Source organism: Streptomyces sp. NPDC059247, assembly GCF_042754005.1.
Lineage (GTDB): Bacteria > Actinomycetota > Actinomycetes > Streptomycetales > Streptomycetaceae > Streptomyces.
Map to the genome: position 1 here is coordinate 89,680 of NZ_JBHYZW010000007.1, position 14,629 is coordinate 104,308.

Genomic DNA, 14,629 nt, shown 5'->3' on the forward strand with positions numbered 1-14,629 from the left:
GACGCACTGGTCTAGTCCTCTTAATGTCCGTGTCACCTCCGAGGTAACCGGTCCGACGGCGTGCGCACTCCACGGGCCCAACACGACCCACCCCCTTGCTCGTTGTCCTGAACTTCCCCCCACGCCGCGAGGCGCGGGGGAACCCCCACTCCAGGAGGACCCGATCGTGTTGTCCCCCACCGCGAAAAGAGCCTCGCTGCTCGCGTCCGGCGCGGCCGTCGCCGGGCTGCTGCTCAGCTCCCTGTCCGGCGGCGTCTCGTACGCCGCCGACAACGAGTCCTGTCGCCCCGACGGGCTCTACAAGACCCCGGGCGTCGACGTCCCGTACTGCTCGGTGTACGACACCGAGGGCCGCGAGAAGATGGGCGCCGACCACCAGCGCCGCGTCATCGGCTACTTCACCGGCTGGCGCACCGGGAAGAACGGCGAGCCCGCGTACCTCGCCAAGGACATCCCGTGGCAGAAGATCACCCACATCAACTACGCCTTCGCGCACGTCGGCGGTGACAACAAGCTGTCCGTGGGCACGGACGGCCCGAACAACGCCGCCACCGGGATGACCTGGCCCGGTGTCGTCGGCGCCGAGATGGACCCCGCACTCCCCTACAAGGGCCATTTCAACCTGCTGAACAAGTTCAAGAAGCAGTACCCGGACGTGAAGACGCTGATCTCCGTCGGCGGCTGGGCCGAGACCGGCGGCTACTTCGCGGACAACGGCGACCGGGTCAACTCCGGCGGCTTCTACTCGATGGCCACCAACGCCGACGGTTCGGTCAACCAGGCCGGGATCAACACCTTCGCCACCTCGGCCGTCGACTTCATCCGGAAGTACGGGTTCAACGGCGTCGACATCGACTACGAGTACCCGACGACCATGAAGGACGCGGGCAACCCGCTCGACTGGCAGCTCGCCAACGCGCGCCGCGCCGGACTCGTGCAGGGCTACGCGGCCCTCATGAAGTCCCTGCGCGAGAAGCTGGACACTGCGGGCGCCGCCGACGGCAAGCACTACCTGCTGACCGTCGCCGCCCCCTCCTCCGGCTACCTGCTGCGGGGCATGGAGACGTTCCAGATGCAGAAGTACCTGGACTACGTCAACATCATGTCCTACGACCTGCACGGCGCCTGGAACGAGCACGTCGGCCCCAACGCCTCCCTCTTCGACGACGGCAAGGACGGCGAACTCGCCGCCGCCAACGTCTACGGCTCGGCGCAGTACGGCAACATCGGGTACCTCAACACCGACTGGGCCTACCACTACTTCCGCGGCTCCATGCCGGCCGGCCGCATCAACATCGGCCTGCCCTACTACACCCGCGGCCACAAGAACGTGCAGGGCGGCACCGACGGCCTCTGGGGCAAGGCCAGCGCGGCCACCTGCCCGGCCGGAGCGGGCCTGACCAAGTGCGGTGACGGTGCCGTCGGCATCGACAACCTGTGGCACGACAAGGACACCGCGGGCAAGGAGTCCCCCGCGGGCTCCAACCCGATGTGGCACGCCAAGAACCTGGAGAAGGGGATCGTCGGCGACTACGTCACGCAGTACGGCTTCCCGGCGAACACCACCCTGACCGGCACCTACGCCCGCAAGTACGACGCGACCCTGGTCGCCCCGTGGCTGTGGAACGCGCAGAAGAAGGTCTTCCTCTCCACCGAGGACGAGCAGTCGGTGGCCGCCAAGGCCGACTACGTGGTCAGCAAGGGCATCGGCGGCACCATGGTCTGGGAGATGGCCGGTGACTACGCCTGGAACGCCGCCAAGGGCCAGTACGAGATGGGCTCGACGCTCACCTCGCTGATGTACGACAAGTTCAAGGCGGCCACCCCGTACGGCTCCAAGAAGTCGAACAAGGCGCTGCCGACCCAGGCGGTGAAGATCGACACCCAGTTCACCGAGTTCAAGCTGGGCGACTCGAACTACCCGATCACCCCGAAGATCAAGATCACCAACAACACGGCGACGGCGCTCCCGGGCGGCACGGAGTTCCAGTTCGACTACGGGACCTCGGCCCCGGCCAACGCCTCCGACCAGTCGGGCTTCGGCACGAAGGTCATCAGCAGCGACCACACGGGCGGCAACGTGGGCGGTCTGAAGGGCGACTTCCACCGCGTCTCCCTGAAGCTCCCGGCCTGGCAGTCGCTGGCCCCGGGCGCGACGATCGACCTGGCGTTCAACTACTACCTGCCGGTGACCACCCCGTCCAACTGGACGGTGAACATCAACGGCACGACGTACGCCCTCGCCGGTGACCTGGCGCGCGGTACGACGGTGGTGGAGCCCGGCTCCACGACCCCGCCGACGACCCCGCCGACCACGCCTCCGACGACCCCGCCCACGACCCCGCCGACCACTCCCCCCACCACGCCTCCGACGACGCCGCCCACGGGCTGCACCGGCCCGGCGTACGTGGCCGGCACGGTCTACAACGCGGGCGTCGAGATCTCCCACAAGGGCCGCAAGTACAAGGCCCAGTGGTGGACCCAGAACGAGGAGCCGGGCACGACCGGGTCCTGGGGCGTCTGGAAGGACCTCGGCCCCTGCTGAGGACCCTCCCGCCAGCACGCTCATGACGCACCACTCTTAGGACTCCGGCGGGGACACACGGCCCTTGCCCCCGCCGGACGCCCACCGCGCCGCGCCCCCCTGTCCGGGGCGCGGCGCGGTGGTGTTCACCGGGAGGCCCCGGTGGGGGACTCCCCCGCAGGGGACACGTCCCCTCGGAGACCCCGCCCGCGCCCACCGGTAGCCCCTACGGGAACAGCTCCTCCTGGGCCGCGTCCCTGGCCCTCAGCAGGGCGCCCCTGAGGACCGCCGCGTCGCCCAGGGTCGTCGCGCGGACCTCCGTACGGAGGGGGGAGAGGGCGGCCAGCTCCGACTCGACGCGAGCGGCCAGCTCCGGACCGCCCGCGTGGCCGGTCTCCCCCGCGAGGACCAGACAGCCGGGGTCGAGCACGGAGACCACCGCCGCCGCCCCGACGGCCAGACGGCGGGCGAGGGCGTCCAGGAAGGGGCCGTGGCCCGAGCCGAGCGCGGCGGCCGGGTCGAGTCCGTGGGAGGCGGCCAGGGCCGCGACGGCCGCCGTGCAGGCCAGCTCGTGGAAGCCGCCGTCGCAGCCGGTCGCCGAGGGGAGCCCGGAGGTGCCGGGGACCGGCAGGAAGCCGATCTCTCCCGCACCGCCCGAGGCCCCCCGGCGCAGCCGCCCGTCGAGGACGACGGCGGCGCCGACGCCCTGGCCGAGCCAGAGCAGCACGAAGTCCTCCCGGCCGCGGGCCGCGCCCTCGCGCAGTTCCGCGACGGCGGCGAGATTGGTCTCGTTCTCGACGAGGACCCGGGCCGCGAGCCGCTCCTGGAGGACCCCGACGAGCCTGCGGTGCCAGGCGGGCAGACCGGAGGAGTCGCGGAGCTCGCCGCTGGCCGGGTCGATGAGTCCGGGAGCGCCGACGGCCACGCTGTGCAGCCGGTCGGCGCCCGCCTCCGCGACGGCCCGTTCCAGCAGGGCGACCGCCTTCTCGACGGCCGGTCCGGTGCCGTGGTCGTCGCCGACGGGCACGGACGCCTCGGCGAGGGCGGAGCCGAGCAGGTCGGTGACGGTGACGGTGACCGAGCGGGTGCGGACGTCGAGGGCGGCGAGGTGCGCGCGGTCGGCGACGAGTCCGTACAGCTTGGCGTTGGGCCCCCGGCGCTCGGCTCCGGACTCCCCCACGACATGGACGAGGCCGGAGCCCCGGAGCCGCTCGACGAGATCGGCGACGGTGGGGCGGGAGAGACCGGTGAGGGTCTTGAGCTGAGTGGCCGTCAACGGGCCTTCGTCCTGGAGCAGTCGCAGGGCGAACCGGTCGTTGATGGCTCGTGCGGTGCTCGGGGATGCGGCCATGCGGCGATCCTCTCAGAAGCGTCCCGGTCGTCGGTGTCGTCCGCGAGCTATTTATCAGGCAGGGTTCCTGATAGTTTACCGGCCACCACGACCCGAGGGAGGGCCCATGGCGGCGCAGAACGTCACCAGCACCGAACGCCTGCGGCGGGCGCGCTTCGCCGTCGCCGCCGTCTTCTGCGTCCACGGCGCGGTCACCGGCAGTTTCGCCACCCGCATCCCCTGGATCCAGGAGCACGCGGGGGTCAGCGCGGGACAGCTCGGGCTGGCGCTCGCCTTCCCCGCCCTCGGCGCCTCCGTCGCCATGCCGCTCGCCGGGTCCGTCTCGCACCGCTTCGGCGCCCGCCCGGCGCTGCGCGGACTGCTCGCGCTCTGGACGCTCGCCCTGATCCTGCCCTCGCTCGCCCCGAACGTCTGGGGACTGTGCGGCGCGCTCTTCGTGTACGGCGCCACCGCCGGAATGTCCGACGTGGCGATGAACGCGCTGGGCGTCGAGACCGAGAACCGGCTCGGCCGGTCCATCATGTCGAGCCTGCACGGCATGTGGAGCGTGGGCGCCCTCATCGGCTCCGCCGCGGGCACGGTCGCCGCGCACCTCGGCGGCGACGCCCGGGTCCACCATCTGATCGCCGCGCTCGTCCTGACCGCCCTCGGCCTCGTCTTCTGCCAGGGGGTGCTCGACGTCCGCAGCACCCCGGAGGAGGAGGCGCCGCCGCGCTTCTCGCTGCCGCCGAAGTCCGCGCTGGTCATCGGCGCGGTCGGCTTCTGCGCGGTCTTCGCGGAGGGCGCCAGCCTGGACTGGTCGGCCGTCTACCTCCGTGACGAGCTGGGCGGCTCCGCCGGGCTCGCCGCCGCCTCCACCACCGCCTTCGCGCTGATGATGGCCGTCGCCCGGCTCGCCGGCGACCGGGTCGTGGACCGCTTCGGCGCGGTCCGCACGGTACGGGTCGGGGGCGCCGCCGCCACCCTCGGCGGGGTCATGGTCGTCGTCGCCCCGCACGCCGCCGTCGCCATGGCCGGTTTCGGTCTGATCGGGCTCGGGGTCGCGGTCGTCGTCCCGCTCGCCTTCGCCGCCGCCGGGCGCAGCGGCCCGAACCCCAGCCAGGCCATCGCGGGTGTCGCCACCATCACGTACACCTCCGGTCTCATCGCCCCCTCGGCGATCGGCGGCATCGCGAACGCGACCTCCCTGGTCTTCTCGTTCGGCCTGGTCACCCTGCTCTCCCTGGGGCTCGTCCTGGGCGCGGGGGTGCTCAGGGCCGACGGCCGCAGGGCTGCCTCGAAGCCCTCCGCCGCGGAGCGGGCCCCGGGTCCCGTCGGATAGGTCCGCCGCCCCGGGCGGCGCCCGCACGTCCGGAGTCCCGATGGCGCATACCATGTGGCTGATCTTTTGCGGTCACGACACGGCCGCCGGAACCGGAGAACGGGAGCGACCTCATGAACCTCGGCGTGCGCTGGACCCTGCACGGCGACGGGCGAACACCCGCTCCCGGCGCCGTCGTCCGCCCGGACGAGCGCCTCTCCTGGCCCCGTACGGCCGGTCTCGGCGCCCAGCACGTGGTCGCCATGTTCGGGGCGTCGTTCGTGGCTCCGGTCCTCATGGGCCTGGACCCGAACCTGGCGATCATGATGTCGGGCGTGGCGACCGTGATCTTCCTGCTCGCCACGCGCGGCACGGTCCCCTCGTACCTGGGCTGCTCGCTCTCCTTCGTCGGGGTCGCCGCCGCGATCCGCGCCTCGGGCGGCAGCAGCGCCACCGTGACCGGCGCGGTGCTCGTGGTCGGCGCGGTGCTCTTCCTCGCCGGGCTCGCGGTCCGCAAGTTCGGGGCGCGGATCATCCACGCGGCGATGCCGCCGGTGGTGACGGGCGCCGTGGTCATGCTGATCGGCTTCAACCTGGCGCCGGTCACCGCCTCCACCTACTGGCCGCAGGACCAGTGGACGGCGCTCCTGGTGATGCTGTTCACCGGGCTGGCCGTGGTGTGTCTGCGGGGCTTCTGGTCCCGGATCGCGATCTTCCTCGGTCTGCTCTTCGGCTACGGCATCTCCTGGGTCTTCGACCTCGTCTTCGGCAAGATCCACTCGATGTCCCCGTCCGGTCAGGTCGCCGACCACTGGCGGCTCGACCTGTCGGGCGTCGGCAAGGCCGACTGGATCGGTCTGCCGTCGTTCCACGGCCCCAGCTTCGAGTGGTCCGCGATCCTGGTCGCGCTGCCCGTCGTCATCGCCCTGATCGCCGAGAACGCCGGTCACGTCAAGGCCGTCGGCGAGATGACCGGCAAGCCGCTGGACGACCAGCTCGGCACGGCCATCGCCGCCGACGGCGCCGCCTCGATGCTGTCGACCGCGGTGGGCGGTCCGCCGAACACCACGTACTCCGAGAACATCGGCGTCATGGCCGCCACCCGGGTCTACTCGACCGCCGCCTACTGGGCCGCCGCCGGTTTCGCCCTGCTCTTCGGCCTCTGCCCGAAGTTCGGCGCGATCGTCGCCGCCATCCCCGGCGGTGTCCTCGGCGGCATCACCGTGATCCTGTACGGCATGATCGGCCTGCTCGGCGCCCAGATCTGGATCAACGCCAAGGTCGACCTGCGCAACCCGCTCAACCTGGTCCCCGCCGCCGCGGGCATCATCATCGGCGTCGGCGGGGTGAAGCTGACCTTCACCGACACCTTCGAGCTGGGCGGCATCGCGCTCGGCACGATCGTCGTCATCACCGGCTACCACGTCCTGCGCGCCTTCGCCCCGGCCCACCTCAAGGAGCAGGAGCCGCTCCTCGACTCCGGCACCAGCTCGTACGAGGGCGCTCCGGGCGACGGGACCGGGAGCCCGGCGAAGGACTGAGGGGTTCGCCCGTTCTGGGTAAGCCGGTCCCGGGGAGTTCCCTCCGGGCCCGGCTGCTGGGAACCTGCCCCCATGGAGCGGACCCAGCGGCGGCGGCACGTACCGGCCGACCCGAGCGAGCCGAGCGGCACGAGCGACCGGGACGACGCGGACGACCGGACGACGGAGCGGGACGGGCGGCCGCTCGGCCCGTTCCTCGCGGTCGACCCGGTCCTGGAGCGGATGCGGGCGCTGCGCGCCGCCTGGCACCCGACCGACGGCGTCGCCGTCTTCAACCGGGTCTATCTGACCGTGACCGAGGAGATCGGGCACGTCGTCGAGGCGGGCGGCTTCCCCGACCGGCGGGCCGCCGGCACCCTCGGCATACGGTTCGCCGAGCGCTATCTCGCGGCGGTCGACGCCGTCACGGACGGCACCCCCGCCCCCGCCTGCTGGCGGCCCCTCTTCCACTTCCGCCGCCATCCCGGGGTACGGCCGCTCCAGTTCGCGCTGGCCGGGATCAACGCCCACATCGGCCACGACCTGGCCCTCGCGGTGGTCGACGCCTGTCAGGACCTGGAGTGCGCGCCCGCCGATCTGGAGGACGAGTACGACCGGGTCGGGGACGTCCTGGTCCTCCTGGAGGAGCGCATCCGGGAGGAGCTGATGCCGGGCCCCGACCTCCTGGAGATCGCGGACCCGCTCACCCATCTGCTCGGCTGCTGGAGCCTGGACCGGGCCAGGGACGGGGCCTGGCTCGCGGCCCGCTCGCTGTGGCAGCTGCGCGCCCTGCCCGGTCTCGCGGAGGAGTTCACCGAGCGGCTCGACCGGTCGGTGGGCCTGGTGGGACGGATGCTGCTCACGCCCCTGGACAGGCCCTGAACCGGACGGCCCGCTCCCCGTACGGACCCGGGATCGGGGGCGACTCGCTCCCCGCGCACGCCCCGCTCACACCCGCGGCGCGGGCGGCTCAGTCCTCCGGCAGCTCGACCGGGGCGATCTCGTCGTACACGTCGCCCGGACCGGGGTTGGTCGCGTCCGTGCCGCCGCCGAAGTGGTGCATCACGCCCCACACCGCGTTGAGCGCCGTCTGCACCGCGCCCTCGGCCCAGCCCGCCGTCCAGGAGATGTCGTCGCCCGCGAGGAAGATGCCCCGCTTGTCCTCGGGCAGCCGGTCCTGCATGAAGTGGGTGAAGAGACGGCGCTGGTAGCGGTAGTGCCCCGGCAGGTTCGCCTTGAAGGCGCCCATGAAGTAGGGCTCGTTCTCCCAGGACACGGTCACCGGGTTGCCGATGACGTGCTTGCGGATGTCGACGTCCGGGTAGATCTCGCCGAGCGACTTCAGCATGACCTCCATCCGCTCGTTCGCCGAGAGCGGCAGCCACTTCAGGCTGTCGTCGCACCAGGTGTACGAGAGGCAGATCACGGCCGGCTTGTCCGGGCCGTCGTCCAGGAGGTAGGTGCCCCGGGTCATCCGGTCGGTCAGCGTCATCGACATGACGTCCCGGCCCGTCCGCTCGTCCTTGTCCAGCCAGAACGGCCGGTCGACCGGGACGAACAGCTTCGACGACTCCATGTAGTGGGTGCGCTCGATCGCCGTCCAGTGGTCGATCGGGAAGAGCGAGTCGTCGCAGGCGATCTTGGACAGCAGCATCCAGGACTGGGCGGTGAAGACCGCCGCCGGGTAGGTGCGGATGTCGCCGGAGGCGTCCGTGACGGTGATCCGGTTCCCCGCCGTGCGGTTCAGCCGGGTCACGGCCGGCCTCGGGGCGCCCCCGTGGAGGGAGCTGAGCGAAGTGCCCTGCGCCCAGTGCACGATCTTCTCCGGAGCGCGGTCCCACAGGCGCAGGGGCAGCTGCTGCGAGCCGCCGACGATGCCCCGGTGGTGGTCGTCGGCCTCGGTGTAGACGACGCGGAGGATCTCCAGGATGGAGTTGGGGAAGTCGGTGTCCCAGCCACCGGTGCCGAAGCCGACCTGCCCGAAGATCTCGCGGTGCCGGAAGGACTTGAAGGACTCCGCGTCGCACAGGAAGCCGTAGAAGGTCTGGTTGTCGAGCTTCTCGACGAGCCGGGACCAGATCTCCCGGATGCGCGGGACGTCCCGCTCCCGCATGGCGCGGTTCATGTCGGAGAAGTCGGCGCCCTCTTCGAGACAGGCGTTCCAGGCGTTCATCACATCGCGGTAGACCTGCGGCAGGTCGTCGACGGTGGTGGCGTAGTGGGACTCGCCCTTGAGGTCGACGACGGTCGACGGGGTCGCCTCGGCGAGCGGGTTCGGGAACGGCGTGGTCTCCAGGCCCACCAGGTCGATGTAGTGCTGGAGCGCGGTCGAGGAGGGCGGGAAGCGCATGGCGCCCATCTCGGCGGTGAGGCCCTCGGTGGCGGTGCCCTCGAAGCCGACCGTGCGCAGTCGGCCGCCGATCTGGTCGGCCTCGTAGACGACGGGCCGCAGCCCCATCTTCATCAGCTCGTACGCGGCGATGACGCCGGAGAGCCCGCCGCCGATGACCGCGACCTCGGTGCCGTGCCCGGTGGCCGGTATCTGGCCGAGTCCGGCCGGGTGGGCCAGGAAGTCGTCGTAGGCGTACGGGAAGTCCGGACCGAACATGGTGATCGGCGGCTGGCCGTCGCTGTGCGGGACGGCTGTCGTGGGCACCGTGGACGTCATGGGGTACGGACTCCTTGCGCGGATGGGGAAGAGCGGAGACGGGCGGCGGGGGTGGCCGGTCAGACGAGGGGGCCGTAGAGCCCGGGGCGCCGGTCGGCGAGGTACGGGTTGGCCGCCCGGGAGACCGCCAGGAAGCCGGGGTCGACATCGCCGAGGACCAGGTCCTCGCCCCGTCCCGCGCGGGCGCGGGCGGTGCCGTCGGGGGCGGCGAGGGCGGAGAGGCCGACGAACTCGAAGTCGCCCTCGGGGCCGGTCCTGTTGGCGTACGCGATGTAGAGCTGGTTCTCGAAGGCGCGCACCGGGACGACGGACTCGGCGACGATCTCGGCGGGGTGCATGAGCGCGGTGGGGACGAGGAGGAGGTCGGTCCCGGCCAGCGCCTGCGCCCGGACGTTCTCCGGGAACTCGACGTCGTAGCAGATCATCAGGCCGACGGTGAGCCCGCCGAGCCGGGCCTGGACGACGCCCTCGTCGCCGGGCGTGAACCAGTGGTGCTCGAAGTCGCCGTACAGATGGGTCTTGCGGTAGTGCGCGAGCGGCTCGCCGTCGGCGCCGATGAGCTGGGCCGCGTTGTGGAGGACGCCGTGGCGCTCGGTGGACCGCTCCGGGTAGCCGTAGGCCACCGCCAGGCCGTGGCGCACGGCGACGGCGGCGACGGCACGGGCGGAGGGCCCGTCGGCGGGCTCGGCGAGGCGTCCCATGTCGGCGCCGATGGCGTATCCGGTGAGGAACAGCTCGGGGGCGAGCAGCAGGCCCGCTCCGGCGGCGGCGGCGCGGGCCGCGGCCTCGTCGAGGAGCTTGAGGTTGGCGGCCACGTCACCGGGCTCGCCGGAGCTCTGGAGCAGGGCGGTGCGCAGCGCGGACATGCGGGGTCCTCGGGGGTTCGGAGTATGGGGGGAGACGTCAGAAACGGTACGGTTCCGGACTCCGCCGGGACAAGGCGGCAGCGTTGCGGACCGACCGCCGAACCGTTGCGCGATCGGCGGGTGCGGCGGTGATTCGTTGCGTACGGCTCCGCCCGGGGCCGTACGGGTCCTCCGCCGCGCGGCCGGAGGGGTACCGTCCCGCGGCCCGACGTTCCGGCGCGGTCGGCGCGGTGCTCGTCCGGGCCGCCCCCGCCGAAGGACCCGGAGGGCGTGAACCGCACGGCGCTCCGCCGGAACAAGCGCGTCGGATCCCGGCCCGCGACGACGGGAAGCGCGACCGGCCGGTCCGCACCGGCTGGGCTACGGCTGGATCACCCGGACGGGGTGGGGGTCACGCGGGCGAGCCCGAGGAGAACCGCCTCAGCAGGGGGGAGAGCACCAGGACCGACTTGGTGCGCTCCACGAACGGCTCGCCCGCGATCCGCTCCAGGACCCGCTCGAAGTGGCGCATGTCCGAGGTGAAGACCTGGACGACGGCGTCCGCGTCCCCGGTGACGGTCGACGCGGACACCACCTCGGGGTACCGCTCCAGACCGCGCCGGATGTCGTCGGGCGAGGTGTTGTGGCGGCAGTAGATCTCGACGAAGCCCTCGGTCTCCCAGCCGAGCGCCGCCGGGTCCACCCGTACGGTGAAGCCGGTGATGGCGCCCTCGGCGCGGAGCCGGTCCACGCGCCGTTTCACGGCGGGGGCCGAGAGGCCGACGAGCGAGCCGATGTCGGCGTAGCTGCGGCGGGCGTCCTCCGCGAGGGCGTGGACGATGCGTTCGTCGAGGTCGTTGAGTCGCACTACGGGTGGATCACTTCTCTGCTGGGGGCCGTCGGCGCCTCGGTGGCCGACCGGTCGGGAGCGGCGCGGGCCGCACAGGAAGTAGAACACGGTCCCGGCGCCCGTCCGGCGACCGAGGGCCGTCCGGGCGAGCGGCGGAGGCCCCGGGGAGACCTCGCGCCCACCGCGTGTGCGTCGGCGCGCCGGGGTTGTGGACCGGGGCGCGCACGCGTATGGACTCCTCATGGCCCATGACCGACGCTGCGATCCCTTGCCGACCCCGCGATCGGAGGCCCCCGTGGGCTGGCTCGACCCGGCACGCTTCCTGCGCGGTACGGCCTGGCTGGACGGGGACCGGCCGGTGCGCGCCGATCCCGCCGACCTCGAACGGCTGCCGTGGGACATCGCCGAGCGGGCCGCCCTGCCCATCGGGGTGCGGATCGAGTTCACGGCCGGGCCGGGCACGCGCGCGGTGCAGGTCCACTACCGGGCCACCGTGCCCGAGCGGACCGATCCGCTGGCCGGGCTGCGCCACTGCTTCGCCCTGTGGCACGGCACCCGGCTCGTCGGCGAGACCTGCGCCGCCCCGGCGGCGGAGGCCACCGTCACCCTGCCGCTGCCGCCGGGCGGCGGGGTGTTCAGCGTCCATCTCCCGGAGGGGCAGGCACCCGTCCCGCTGGGGCTGCGGGCCCTCGGCGGGGAGCTGTCGCCCGCTCCGGTCCGGCCGCGCTGGCTGGTCCACGGCGACTCGATCACCGAGGGCTGGTGGGCGACCCGGCCGGCCCGCTCCTGGCCCGCGACGACCGGGCGGCTCCTCGGCCTCGACCCGGTCAATCTGGGGTACGCGGGCGGGGCGCGCGGCGAACTCCCGCTCGCCGAGCAGCTGGCACGGCTCCCCGGCGAGCTGATCACCCTCGCCTTCGGCACCAACTGCTGGTCCCGGGTGCCCGCGACGGCCGAGTGGCTGTACGCCACGGTGCGGGCCTTCGTCGGTCTGGTCCGCCGGGGCCATCCGGACACCCCGCTGCTCGTCGTCTCGCCGGTCCTGCGCCCGGAGGCCGAGGACCGTCCCAACGCCCTCGGCGCGACCCTGGCGGGGCTGCGCGGGGCCATGGAGCGGGCGGCCCGCGATCTGGCCGCCGAGGGCGACGGGCACCTCCTCCTGCTGTCCGGTCTGCCGCTGCTGGGCCCGGAGCACCTGGTGGACGGGCTGCACCCGGACGACCGGGGGCACGCGACGATCGCGGCGGCGGTCGCGGAGGCCCTGCGGCCGTACGTGCCCGCCGGGACCGCCGCCGGGCCGTCCTGACCGGACGGGCACACGGACGGGGCGGGGCCGGGCGGGGGGGGCGCGGGCGGGGCCCGAGCGGGAACGGTGCGCGGGCGGGGGGCGCGGGCGGTGCGCGGACCGTCAGCCGTCGGGCGCCGTCAGTCTCCTGACCAGGAACGTGCAGGGGTCGGCGTGCTCGTGCACGCGTCCCGCCGCGTCGGTACGGCGCCAGCGGTCGGTGTACTCCACGACCGGGGTGTAGCCGAGCCGTGCGTACAGGGCCGCCGCGCGCGGGTTGTCGTGCCCCACGCCGAGCCCGAGAAAGGCGTGGCCCCGGGCCAGGGACCGCTCCTCCGCGGCGCGGATCAGGGCCGTGCCGATGCCCAGGCCCCGCAGGTCCGCCCGTACGTCGAGGCCGTTGAACTCGGGGCAGCCGGGCACGGCGGCCCGTACCTCGGGCGCCGCGCAGCCGTCCCGGCGGAGCTGTCCGTACCCGACCGGCACCCCGGCGCGCCAGGCGACGAGGTAGGCGCCCGCGCCGGTCTGCTGGCGGGCGAAGCGGTCGGCGTGCCGGGTCGGCGCCCCGGGCGCGGGGAGGTGGCGGTCGAGCAGGGGCACGTCGGCGGCCCGGCAGGGCCTGATGTCCGTGAGGTCTCCTCGGTCCATGCGCCGACCGTACGGGAACGCCGAGGGCCCCCGGGAGGAGTTTCCCGGGGGCCCTCGGAGGGAGCGGTGGCGGAGGGGCGTTCCTCCGGAAGGGACTAGCTCCAGCTGGCGTGCAGCGGCTTGCCCTCGGCGTAGCCCGCGGCGGACTGGATGCCGACCACGGCCTTCTCCTCGAACTCGGCGAGCGAGCCGGCACCGGCGTAGGTGCAGGAGGAGCGGACGCCCGCGATGATCGAGTCGATCAGGTCCTCGACGCCCGGACGGGCCGGGTCGAGGAACATCCGCGAGGTGGAGATGCCCTCCTCGAACAGGGCCTTGCGGGCGCGGTCGTAGGAGGACTCGTCGCTGGTGCGGTTCTTGACCGCGCGCGCGGAGGCCATGCCGAAGGACTCCTTGTAGAAGCGGCCCTTGGCGTCCTGCTGGAGGTCGCCCGGCGACTCGTACGTACCGGCGAACCAGGAGCCGATCATCACGTTGGATGCTCCGGCGGCGAGGGCCATGGCCACGTCGCGCGGGTGGCGGACGCCGCCGTCGGCCCAGACGTGCTTGCCGTACTTCTTCGCCTCGGCGGCGCACTCCATGACGGCCGAGAACTGCGGGCGGCCGACGCCGGTCATCATGCGGGTGGTGCACATGGCGCCGGGGCCCACGCCGACCTTGATGATGTCGGCGCCCGCCTCGATCAGGTCCTTGACGCCCTCGGCGGCGACGATGTTGCCCGCGACGATCGGGACCCGCGGGTCGAGCGCCCGGACGGTCCTGATCGCGCTGATCATCGACTCCTGGTGACCGTGCGCGGTGTCGATGACGAGCGTGTCGACGCCCGCGTCGAGCAGCTGCTTGGCCTTGCCCGCCACATCGCCGTTGATGCCGACGGCGGCGGCGACGCGCAGTCCGCCGTTCGCGTCCACGGCGGGGGTGTAGAGGGTCGCGCGCAGCGCGCCCTTGCGGGTGAGGATGCCGGCCAGCTTGCCGTCGGCGTCGACCGCCGGGGCGTAGCGGCGGTTGGCTGCGTCGAGGGTGTTGAAGGCCTCGCGCGGGTCGATGTCCGCGTCCAGGAGCAGCAGGTCCCTGGACATGACCTCGGAGAGCTGGGTGAAGCGGTCCACGCCGGAGAGGTCCGCGTCGGTGACGACACCGACCGGGCGGCGGTTCTCGTCGACCACGACTCCGGCGCCGTGGGCCCGCTTCGGCAGCAGGGAGAGCGCGTCGGCGACGGTCTGGTGCGGCTCCAGGACGATCGGGGTGTCGAGCACGTGGTGGCGGCTCTTGACCCACGAGATCACGTCGGTGACGACCTCGATCGGGATGTCCTGCGGGATGACGACCAGTCCGCCGCGCCGGGCGATGGTCTCGGCCATCCGGCGGCCGGCGATGGCGGTCATGTTGGCGACGACCAGCGGGATCGTGGTCCCGGTCCCGTCCGGTGAGGAGAGGTCCACCGCCTGGCGGGAACCGACGGCCGAGCGGCTCGGCACCATGAACACATCGTCGTACGTCAGGTCGTAGGGCGGCTTGACGTCATTGAGGAAACGCACGTGCTGACATCCCAGTCGTTCGGATCGGCCCCTAGGCATTTCAGCCAGGGGAAAAAGCACGTAGTTCATTCTCCCACGTGTGTACGAATACCGGTCCCGG

The 14,629-nt window shown here is 72.7% G+C and carries 11 protein-coding genes; 5 read left to right on the plus strand and 6 right to left on the minus strand.

Features of this window, described 5'->3' with window-relative positions; genetic code table 11:
* Window positions 1–166: 166 nt before the first annotated feature.
* Window positions 167–2,545 (plus strand): chitinase C-terminal domain-containing protein, encoded by a 2,379-nt coding sequence (locus ACFXGN_RS15720; RefSeq protein ID WP_384858756.1) that lies wholly within the window; start codon window positions 167–169, stop codon window positions 2,543–2,545.
* A gap of 205 nt (window positions 2,546–2,750) precedes the next feature.
* Here ACFXGN_RS15720 and ACFXGN_RS15725 read toward each other — a convergent pair whose 3' ends face one another.
* Window positions 2,751–3,875 (minus strand): ROK family transcriptional regulator, encoded by a 1,125-nt coding sequence (locus tag ACFXGN_RS15725; protein WP_384858759.1) that lies wholly within the window; start codon window positions 3,873–3,875, stop codon window positions 2,751–2,753.
* A gap of 106 nt (window positions 3,876–3,981) precedes the next feature.
* Between ACFXGN_RS15725 and ACFXGN_RS15730 the strand changes: the two genes are divergently transcribed.
* The 3 genes from ACFXGN_RS15730 (at window position 3,982) to ACFXGN_RS15740 (ending at window position 7,577) form a co-directional block, all read left to right on the plus strand.
* The gene (locus ACFXGN_RS15730) at window positions 3,982–5,196 is read left to right on the plus strand and encodes an MFS transporter (protein ID WP_384858762.1); all 1,215 of its coding nucleotides are present in this window, start codon (window positions 3,982–3,984) and stop codon (window positions 5,194–5,196) included.
* Between the two features lie 113 nt (window positions 5,197–5,309).
* The gene (locus tag ACFXGN_RS15735; RefSeq protein WP_384858764.1) at window positions 5,310–6,716 is read left to right on the plus strand and encodes a uracil-xanthine permease family protein; all 1,407 of its coding nucleotides are present in this window, start codon (window positions 5,310–5,312) and stop codon (window positions 6,714–6,716) included.
* A 72-nt stretch (window positions 6,717–6,788) separates the two neighbouring features.
* Window positions 6,789–7,577 (plus strand): DUF5995 family protein, encoded by a 789-nt coding sequence (locus ACFXGN_RS15740; RefSeq protein ID WP_384858766.1) that lies wholly within the window; start codon window positions 6,789–6,791, stop codon window positions 7,575–7,577.
* Window positions 7,578–7,665: 88 nt separating this feature from the next.
* On the opposite strand, the gene ACFXGN_RS15745 is transcribed toward ACFXGN_RS15740, so the two are convergent.
* The 3 genes from ACFXGN_RS15745 to ACFXGN_RS15755 form a co-directional block, all read right to left on the minus strand.
* A complete protein-coding gene (locus ACFXGN_RS15745; protein ID WP_384858769.1) occupies window positions 7,666–9,363 on the minus strand; it encodes a flavin monoamine oxidase family protein in 1,698 nt (565 codons plus the stop codon).
* 59 nt (window positions 9,364–9,422) lie between these two features.
* Window positions 9,423–10,229 (minus strand): carbon-nitrogen hydrolase family protein, encoded by an 807-nt coding sequence (locus ACFXGN_RS15750; RefSeq protein WP_384858772.1) that lies wholly within the window; start codon window positions 10,227–10,229, stop codon window positions 9,423–9,425.
* Window positions 10,230–10,620: 391 nt separating this feature from the next.
* Window positions 10,621–11,076 carry an Lrp/AsnC family transcriptional regulator gene (locus ACFXGN_RS15755; RefSeq protein ID WP_351787626.1) on the minus strand — a complete coding sequence of 152 codons (456 nt, stop codon included), beginning with the start codon at window positions 11,074–11,076 and terminating at the stop codon, window positions 10,621–10,623.
* A 250-nt stretch (window positions 11,077–11,326) separates the two neighbouring features.
* On the opposite strand from ACFXGN_RS15755, the gene ACFXGN_RS15760 reads away from it, so the two are divergent.
* Complete coding sequence (locus ACFXGN_RS15760) at window positions 11,327–12,364, plus strand: GDSL-type esterase/lipase family protein (protein WP_384858776.1); 1,038 nt, start codon at window positions 11,327–11,329, stop codon at window positions 12,362–12,364.
* 102 nt (window positions 12,365–12,466) lie between these two features.
* Here the strand turns inward: ACFXGN_RS15760 and ACFXGN_RS15765 are convergent, their stop codons facing one another.
* Both ACFXGN_RS15765 and ACFXGN_RS15770 read right to left on the minus strand, forming a co-directional pair.
* Window positions 12,467–12,991, minus strand: a complete 525-nt coding sequence (locus ACFXGN_RS15765) for a GNAT family N-acetyltransferase (protein WP_384858778.1) — start codon at window positions 12,989–12,991, stop codon at window positions 12,467–12,469.
* Between the two features lie 95 nt (window positions 12,992–13,086).
* A complete protein-coding gene (locus ACFXGN_RS15770) occupies window positions 13,087–14,529 on the minus strand; it encodes a GuaB1 family IMP dehydrogenase-related protein (RefSeq protein ID WP_384858781.1) in 1,443 nt (480 codons plus the stop codon).
* Window positions 14,530–14,629: the final 100 nt, after the last annotated feature.